General features: G+C 36.4%; 7 protein-coding genes. 1 reads left to right on the top strand and 6 read right to left on the bottom strand.

What is annotated here, in order from left to right; genetic code table 11:
- Window positions 1-162: 162 nt before the first annotated feature.
- Entirely contained in the window at window positions 163-828 is a 666-nt protein-coding gene (gene deoC, locus AC3ASS_RS08400) for a deoxyribose-phosphate aldolase (RefSeq protein ID WP_488283076.1), read from the bottom strand.
- A gap of 201 nt (window positions 829-1,029) precedes the next feature.
- Here deoC and AC3ASS_RS08395 point away from each other — a divergent pair, with 201 nt between their 5' ends.
- Complete coding sequence (locus AC3ASS_RS08395) at window positions 1,030-1,470, top strand: DUF4871 domain-containing protein (protein WP_488283075.1); 441 nt, start codon at window positions 1,030-1,032, stop codon at window positions 1,468-1,470.
- 41 nt (window positions 1,471-1,511) lie between these two features.
- Here the strand turns inward: AC3ASS_RS08395 and mtaB are convergent, their stop codons facing one another.
- From mtaB to dnaK, 5 genes are all read right to left on the bottom strand, one after another.
- The gene (mtaB, locus tag AC3ASS_RS08390) at window positions 1,512-2,867 is read right to left on the bottom strand and encodes a tRNA (N(6)-L-threonylcarbamoyladenosine(37)-C(2))-methylthiotransferase MtaB (protein ID WP_488283074.1); all 1,356 of its coding nucleotides are present in this window, start codon (window positions 2,865-2,867) and stop codon (window positions 1,512-1,514) included.
- 5 nt (window positions 2,868-2,872) lie between these two features.
- Entirely contained in the window at window positions 2,873-3,622 is a 750-nt protein-coding gene (locus AC3ASS_RS08385) for a 16S rRNA (uracil(1498)-N(3))-methyltransferase (RefSeq protein ID WP_488283073.1), read from the bottom strand.
- A gap of 13 nt (window positions 3,623-3,635) precedes the next feature.
- Window positions 3,636-4,574, bottom strand: coding sequence for a 50S ribosomal protein L11 methyltransferase (gene prmA / locus AC3ASS_RS08380; RefSeq protein ID WP_488283072.1), 939 nt, complete (start codon window positions 4,572-4,574; stop codon window positions 3,636-3,638).
- A gap of 21 nt (window positions 4,575-4,595) precedes the next feature.
- On the bottom strand, window positions 4,596-5,717 hold the full coding sequence (dnaJ, locus tag AC3ASS_RS08375) for a molecular chaperone DnaJ (protein WP_488283071.1): 1,122 nt from the start codon (window positions 5,715-5,717) through the stop codon (window positions 4,596-4,598).
- 136 nt (window positions 5,718-5,853) lie between these two features.
- On the bottom strand, window positions 5,854-7,680 hold the full coding sequence (gene dnaK / locus AC3ASS_RS08370) for a molecular chaperone DnaK (protein WP_488283070.1): 1,827 nt from the start codon (window positions 7,678-7,680) through the stop codon (window positions 5,854-5,856).
- Window position 7,681: the final 1 nt, after the last annotated feature.

The raw sequence follows: 7,681 nt of genomic DNA, 5'->3' as shown, positions 1-7,681 counted from the left end.
CTTCCTTCAGATTCCGCGTCACCACGGACACCCTTGCGTTAAGCTAACTGCTACTTCTGCCTTCGCAGCTCGGGACTTTCACCCTATAGATTACACCCATGCCGGGCGCACATGAAAAAGAGAATTTGAGACACTCCCAAATTCTCTTTTCAAGTTAATTTATTAATAATCTGAATCCCCTATTAGTCCTTGCACAATCGCTACCCCTGAGCTTGCACCAATTCGAGTTGCTCCGGCATCAATCATTTGTTTAGCGTCTTCTGCACTTCTTACACCACCGCTAGCTTTTACACCAACGTTCGGTCCAACAACTTCTCTCATTAGTTTCACATCTTCTACGGTTGCTCCACCGGTAGAAAATCCAGTTGAAGTTTTTACAAAATCAGCTCCAGCTTCTACGCTTAAACGACATGCTCTTTCTTTTTCATCATTTGTTAATAAACTAGTTTCAATAATGACTTTTACAAGTGCTTTTCCTTTAGCAGCATTGACAACTGCTTCAATATCTCTTTTCACAAATTCATCTTCACCGCTTTTTAATCGGCCGATGTTGATGACCATATCAATTTCTGTAGCCCCATCTTCAATCGCTTGTTTCGTTTCAAATGCTTTCGTTTCCGTTGATGTTGCTCCAAGCGGAAAACCAATAACCGTACAAACTTTGACTGATGAACCCTTTAATAATTCAGCTGCATAAGACACCCATGTTGGATTAACACATACAGAAGCAAATTCATATTCTTTTGCTTCTTGGCAAAGTTTCTCAATTTGCTCTTTCGTTGCTTCAGGTTTTAATAACGTATGATCGATATATTTTGCTATATTCATGTATTTCATCCTTTCCATTATGTATCTATCATGTATATATTCCCCTTAAATCCTTTCGATATCTATACTCTATGAATTTTCTTTAATTGTCAATTCACATTCAATTTTTTTGAAAATAAACATAATGACATTCAATCAAGAAGGAATTTTTATGAGCAAAAAGAAAATATATTATATTTTCAAAGGAGGAGGTTGTTTCTTTTGAAAAAAATACTTTTATCTTTCATTGGACTGACCATCCTATGTATATTGTTTGGTTGTAAAGCGAAAGAAACTTGGGAAGATAATAGTCAAACTTTTTCTCATGAATTTGGAGAAATGTTTGGAAAAAAAGGGAGTATTGGAATCGTTGGTTCAAAAACGATGATCAATAATAACCAAAAATGGATGTGGCATTTTTGGGGAACGGAAGAGATCTCCTACAAAGAATGGGATGTAAAAGCCTTTAAAGAAGGAGATGAAAAAGCAATCAATCCGATCGTATCGAAAGACGAAATATTATACCCACGAGGAGAGGAAATTAATGGGCATGCACGGACTAAAATGTATTTTCCATCTCCAGGGCTTTGGAAGTTAAAAGTTTATATCGATGGTGAATTTTTCGATGAAATCATTGTGAATATAGAAAATACAAAAGGATAAAAAAACGCTTGGAGTAAGTCCAAGCGTTTAAACTAAATATTTTATGAATGAACCGCTTCTTGTTTCATAATTTCATCATCCAATACACGGACAAATTGTCCTTCATTGTAAGGATATCCTGCTTTTGTTATTTTCACTTTTACAATTTTCCCTACCATATCTTCTGTGGCAGGAAAGACAACTTTTAAGTAGTTATCTGTATATCCTTCATATAAACCACTTGCAGGATCTTCTTTATATTTTTCTTCAGGGATAACCTCAAGTACTTCGTTTTCAAATTGAGAAGCATACTCTTTAGCTAATTGATCAGATAATGTAATGAGTCGATGGACACGTTCGTTTTTCGTATCTTCATCGATTTGATTTTCCATTCTCGCTGCAGGAGTCCCTGTTCGTTTAGAATAAGGGAATACATGAAGTTCAGAGAATTTATGTTCCTTAATAAAATTATAAGTTTCCATAAATTCTTCTTCTGTTTCTCCAGGGAAACCAACAATAACATCAGACGTAATAGCTAAGTTTGGCAACGCTCCTTTTAATTTGGTAATTCTTTCAGCAAATTGATCCATTGTATATTTACGTCTCATTCTTTTTAGAACTGTATCAGAACCAGATTGAATAGGAACGTGCATATGGCGAACAATAATTTTGGATTGGCGAATAACATCAATGACTTCATCTGTTAATTGACTTGCTTCTATTGATGATATTCGAAGTCTTTTTAACCCATGTACTTGTTCCTCGATATCTTTTAACAGCATAGCAAGATTGTAGTCTTTGAAATCTTGTCCATATCCACCAGTATGAATCCCTGTTAATACAATTTCTTTATAACCAGCGTCCACTAATTGTTGCGCTTGGCGAATCACTTCTTTCGGATCTCTTGAGCGCATTAAACCTCTCGCCCAAGGAATAATACAGAATGTACAGAAATTATTACATCCTTCCTGAATCTTTAATGATGCACGAGTTCTATCAGTAAAATAAGGCACGTCCAATTCTTCATAAACTCGATTTTTCATTATATTTTTTACAGCATTAATTGGTTGGCGCTCTTTTCGATATTGCTCAATATATTCCAACATTTTGGCACGGTCTTGAGTACCAACGACAATATCAACACCAGGAATGGCCAAAATTTCAGCTGGAGAAGTTTGGGCATAACAACCCGTTACACAGATTACGGCATCGGGATTTTTTCGTATGGCCCTCCGAATGACTTGACGGCTTTTTTTATCTCCAGTATTTGTAACTGTACATGTATTAATGACATAAACGTCTGCATTTGACTCAAAATCTACACGTTCATATCCCTCATTTTTAAATAATTGCCAAATAGCTTCAGTTTCATAATGATTCACTTTACAACCTAATGTATGGAAGGCGACTTGTGGCATATTTTTCACCTCGACAATTCTAATTGGTATGAAACAGCTGATAAAACGTAAAGTGGTGCTGTTTCTGCTCGTAATATTCTAGGACCAAGTCCACATATATGAAAATCATGTTCTTGAAATTGTTCAATTTCTTGAGCCGTTAACCCGCCTTCTGGGCCAAAGACAAATAGGAGAGAATCTCCTTGTTTCAAGTTTGATAAAATTTTAGAAAACTGCTTGACTTCCCCGTCTTTTGCAACTTCTTCATAAGCAACTGCCTTATGTGTGAATTTACGACTTAGTTCAATAATTTCATGTAAACGATGTGGTTTATAAACTTGGGGAATGAACGTTCGGTGGGATTGCTCCGCAGCTTCTTTTGCAATCTTTTGCCAACGTTCAATCCTTTTTGATTCTTTTTTTTCATCTAATTTTACAATTGAGCGAGTTGCCATGAAAGGGATAAACGCTTGTGCTCCCAGCTCTGTCCCTTTTTGAACAATCCACTCAAATTTATCCCCTTTAGGTAAACCGCTCACGATTGTTACTGAAACCGGTAACTCTCTTGCCTCATTCTCCCATTCTACAATGGTTACATCCACTTTTTCATTAGAAATATTTGTAATCTTGCAATAAGCACTTTGCCCATTCGGAAAAACAACAATGATGGAATCTCCAACATTCATTCTCATAACTTTCGTCATATGAAAATAATCGTCGCCTTTTATAGAGACGCTACCATCCAAATGCTCATCTTGTACAAAATACCGTTGCATTACAACACCTGCTTTATTGTTTCTTAGCAATGATCGCAACCCAGTCTTCCATCGTCAATGTTTCTTCAATGATAAATCCTGAAGATTTCAGCGCTTCTTCAACTTCATTTCTTTTTTGTTTAATAATACCAGATGTTATAAAGAAACCACCGGACTTAAGTCTTTCATATGCATCATCTGTAAATCGGACAATGACCTCCGCTAAAATGTTTGCAACAATGACATCTGCCTGTTGATCGACTCCGTCTAATAAATTGTTTTGCAATACAGTGACAACATCTTGAACTTTATTTAGCTTGATATTAATTCGTGCAGCCGTTACTGCTACATCATCTAAATCGAGGGAAATCACTTTCTTTGCTTTTAATAGGGCGGCAGCAATGCTTAACACTCCAGAACCAGTACCTACATCAATAACGACGTCTCCTTTTTTTACAAATCGTTCTAAAGCTTGAATACACATGATTGTCGTTGGATGAGTTCCAGTTCCAAAAGCCATTCCCGGATCTAACTCAATAATTAATTCTTCATCTGTTTGGGGCTCATATTCTTCCCATGTAGGAACAATCGTAAATTTATCAGAGATTTTGACTGGATGATAATATTTTTTCCAAGCCGTTGCCCATTCTTCTTCATTCACTTCGCTGATTGTTACTTTATTTAATCCAATATCGATATTATATAGAATAAGATTATTGATCGCTTCTTTAATTCCTTCTACCGTTTCTCCTAAAAAGCTGTTTACAGGTAAGTAGGCTTTAATAATAACTCCTTCTTCCGGATAATCATCAGGATTGAGTTGGTAGATTTCTCCAAATTGATCTTCTCTTTCTTTGATCAAATCAAACGGATCTTCAATGACAACCCCACTGGCACCTGCTTCATGTAATATATTTGAAATTGGCTCTATCGCTTCATTTGTCGTATGAATACTAATTTCCGACCATTTCATTCTACCAACTCCCTCTTACATTCATTCTCCTTTAAATGCCTTTTTTACTTTGTCAAAAAAGCTATCTTCCTGTGCATCCACATTTTCTCCACTTAAAGCGGCAAATTCCCGTAATAATTGTTTTTGCTTTTCTGTCAATTTCTTTGGTGTCACAATTTTTACTTGAATATGCTGATCACCGACGCCATATCCTCTAACATTCGGAACTCCTTTACCTCGAAGTCGGAATTTTGTTCCTGTTTGAGTTCCTGCAGGGATTTTTAATTTAACCTTTCCGTGAAGTGTTGGAATTTCAATTTCATCCCCTAATGCAGCTTGGACAAAAGAAATCGGAACTTCGCAATATATATCATCACCATCACGGACAAAATATTCATGAGGTCGAACATGGAAGACAACATATAAATCCCCCGGAGGTCCACCGTTAATTCCTGGTTCTCCTTGTCCGGCAACACGCAATTGCTGTCCGTCATCGATACCAGCAGGAATTTTGATATGAATTTTCTTGTTTCTACGTACTTTTCCGCTTCCTCCACATGTTGCACATTTATGTTTAACAATTTGGCCTTTTCCTTCACAATGATAACAAACTCTGCGATTAACAATCCGACCAAATGGTGTATTTTGTTCGGTACTAATTTGTCCGGTTCCATGACAATGACTACATGTTTCCGGTTTTGTCCCAGGCTTTGCACCAGAACCATTACAAGTGGAACATGTTTCTTCTTTAGGTATTTCAATATCCACTTCTTTTCCGAAAACAGCGTCTTCAAACGAAATCGTCATCGTATATTGTAAATCAGCTCCTTGTCTTGGTGCATTCGGGTCTCTTCTTCGAGCACCGCCCCCGAAGAATGTATTGAAAATATCTTCAAATCCACCAAAACCGCCAAAATCAGCTGATCCTCCACCGAATCCTTGGGTTGGATCGGTATGTCCAAATTGATCATAGTGAGCCCTTTTTTGATCATCACTTAATGTTTCATAAGCTTCCTTTACTTCTTTAAATTTTTCCGCAGCATCCGGTTCTTTATTAATGTCTGGATGATATTTTTTCGATAATTTTCTATATGCTTTTTTTATTTCTTCTTTTGATGCATTTTTGCTTACACCAAGAACCTCGTAATAATCCCGTTTGGCCATTGTTTCCACTCCCAAAACTTTTCACATAAAGTTTATTCTATCATTCTGAATATAAAATTACCAATGATAGATGATAGAGCTTCATGAGAAAAAGTCAAAGCCAAGGACCCCTGACTTTGACTTTTAAGCCTCATCATTACTTTTTATCGTCTACTTCTTCAAATTCAGCGTCTACAACGTTGTCCTCTTTTCCATCGTTAGAGGCATTCGTTTGGTTTGCTTGAGCGTCTTTAGCAGCTTGTTCATATAATTTTACTGTTAGATTTTGAACAATTTCAGAAAGAGCATCTTTTTTAGCTCTAATTTCATTAATGTCGTTCTTTTCAATTGCTGCTTTTAATGCATCTTTAGCTTCTTCAGCTTTTTTCACTTCGGCTTGATCAACTTTTCCTTCTAGATCTTTTAATGTCTTTTCTGTTGTGAATACTAATTGATCTGCTTCATTGCGAAGTTCAGCTTCTTCTTTTCTACGCTTGTCGGCTTCAGCATTTTCTTCTGCTTCTTTAATCATACGTTCAATTTCTTCATCGGATAAACCTGAAGAAGATTTAATGGTGATATTTTGCTGTTTACCAGTTCCTAAGTCTTTCGCACTAACGTTTACAATTCCGTTTTTATCAATATCAAATGTTACTTCAATTTGTGGTACTCCTCTTGGTGCAGGAGGAATATCTGTTAATTGGAATCTTCCTAATGTTTTGTTATCAGCTGCCATTGGACGTTCCCCTTGAAGTACATGGATGTCAACAGCTGTTTGGTTGTCAGCAGCAGTAGAGAAAATTTGAGACTTAGATGTTGGAATTGTAGTGTTACGTTCAATTAATTTTGTAAATACCCCACCCATTGTCTCAATACCTAAAGATAATGGGGTAACGTCAAGTAGAACAATATCTTTTACATCTCCAGTAATAACACCAGCTTGAATCGCAGCACCTAGAGCAACCACTTCGTCTGGGTTTACACCTTTATGTGGTTCTTTTCCGATTTCACGCTTAATAGCTTCTTGAACAGCAGGAATACGTGTAGAACCACCAACTAAAATAACTTTATCAATATCAGACGCTGTTAAACCTGCATCTTTTAAAGCTTGACGAGTTGGTCCCATTGTACGTTCTACTAAATGAGCAGATAATTCTTCAAATTTTGCTCTTGTTAATGTTTGTTCTAAATGAAGTGGTCCAGATTCACCAGCTGTAATAAATGGTAAAGAAATTTGAGTAGATGTTACACCGGATAAATCTTTTTTCGCTTTTTCAGCAGCATCTTTTAATCGTTGTAAAGCCATTTTATCTTTTGATAAATCAATACCGTTTTCTTTTTTAAATTCTTCTACTAAGTAATCGATAATTACTTGGTCGAAATCATCCCCACCAAGTTGGTTATCACCTGCTGTAGCACGAACTTCAAATACGCCATCTCCTAGTTCAAGGATCGATACGTCAAACGTTCCTCCACCAAGGTCATATACTAAAATTGTTTGATCTTCGTCCAATTTATCTAATCCATAGGCAAGAGCAGCTGCCGTTGGTTCGTTAACGATTCGTTCAACCTCTAATCCTGCAATTCTCCCTGCATCTTTTGTAGCTTGACGTTGAGCATCATTAAAATAAGCAGGTACAGTAATAACCGCTTTTGTTACTTTTTCTCCTAAATAATCTTCTGCATATGATTTTAAATATTGCAAAATAATAGCAGAAATTTCTTGTGGGCTATATTCTTTTCCATCGATATTTTCTTTATGGTTTGTACCCATATAACGTTTAATAGAAATAATTGTATTTGGGTTTGTAATGGCTTGACGTTTCGCTACTTCTCCTACAAGTCTTTCACCGTTTTTAAAAGCAACAACTGACGGAGTAGTTCTGTTACCTTCTGGATTTGGAATAACTTTTGGTTCTCCACCTTCTAGAACAGCAACACATGAATTCGTTGTACCTAAATCTATACCAATAACTTTGCTCATG

It is taken from the genome of Bacillus sp. JST-5 (genome assembly GCF_057747715.1).
This window is presented reverse-complemented; position numbering and strand designations above follow the sequence as displayed.